Genomic DNA, 1,431 nt, shown 5'->3' on the forward strand with positions numbered 1-1,431 from the left:
GCGCGTCCGTGCCGTCGGACTCCGCCGCCGCCGAGGCCTCCGGTGCGGCCCTGGCCGACGACGGCGACCTCACCGTCGTACCCCTGGCCGCCGGCGCCGCCTCCGCAGCTGCCGCGGCCGACGTCGGCCCGTCCGGCGTCGTCTGCGACGGCGACGGCGTGACCGGCAAGCGCGTGCAGGTCATGTACGTGTACGAGGCCGGCACCGCCAGCCGGTTCGCCAAGTACCAGGCGTCGTTCCGCACCTGGTCGGCGGGCGTGGACGCGATCTACGACGCCAGCGCGCAGGAGACCGGCGGCACGCGGCACCTGCGGTACGTGACCACCGCCGACTGCCAGGTCGACGTGCGCGAGGTCGAGGTGCCCGCCGGTGGTCTCAAGGACTTCAGCGCCACCATGTCCGCCCTCAGGACACTGGGCTGGAACCGCACCGACCGCAAGTACATGATCTTCGCCGAGTCGAATGTGTACTGCGGCATCGGCACGTTCACCGGCGACGACAAGCCGGGCGCGGCCAACCGCAACAACTCCGGCGCCTCCTACGGCCGCAGCGACAGCGGCTGCTGGTCGCCGAGCGTCGCCGCGCACGAGCTGGGACACAACCTGGGCGCCGTGTCGAACAGCGCGCCGAACTCCAGCAAGGCGGGCCACTGCGTCGACGACTTCGACGTCATGTGTTACAAGGACACGGCTCAGACGGTGATGAAGTCGGTGTGCACCGACCGGGCCAAGGAGAACCGGCTCGACTGCAACCACGACGACTACTACAGCACCGACGTGCGGGCCGGGAGCTACCTCGCCTCGCACTGGAACGTGGCGGACAACCAGTTCCTGATCGCCGGCACGCCGGGCGGTGGCAACCCGTCACCCTCGCCGACGACCCCGTCGCCGACGCCGACCACTCCGTCGCCGACGCCGACGACCCCGTCGCCGTCGCCCACCACGCCGTCGCCATCGCCCACCACCCCGTCGCCCTCGCCGACCAGTCCGACCCAGACGTCGCCCTCTCCGACGTCGCCGTCGCCGACGCCGACCGGGTCCCCGTCACCCGACACGGGACTCGCGCCGCTCACGGTCAGCGACGCCCAGCCCACCTCGGTGCGGCTGAGCTGGCCGGCGAAGGCGGGAACCACCCGCTACAGCGTCGTCGTCAACGGACGCTCGCTGGGCACGGTCGCCGGCACGGGCGTACGCGTCGTCGGTCTGCGGCCGGGCACCGCGTACCGCTTCCAGATCACGGTGGGCGGGCAGCCGTACACCAAGGAGGTCTCCCTGACCACCGCGGCGGCCTACACGCCCAAGGGTGCGGCGTACTTCAGCCTCACCAACGCCCTCACCGGCACCACCGCCGACCTCTACGGTGGACGTTCGGCCGATCGCACGCCGCTGGTCGTCGACGCCGCGGCCACGCCGATGCCGGCGGCCGACGCGG

General features: G+C 72.3%; 1 pseudogene. It reads left to right on the forward strand.

The window, feature by feature from the left end:
* A pseudogene (locus AB0M20_RS43360) lies at positions 1–1,431 on the forward strand (hypothetical protein); the annotation flags it as partial.

This window comes from Actinoplanes sp. NPDC051633 (assembly GCF_040681735.1).
GTDB lineage: Bacteria > Actinomycetota > Actinomycetes > Mycobacteriales > Micromonosporaceae > Actinoplanes.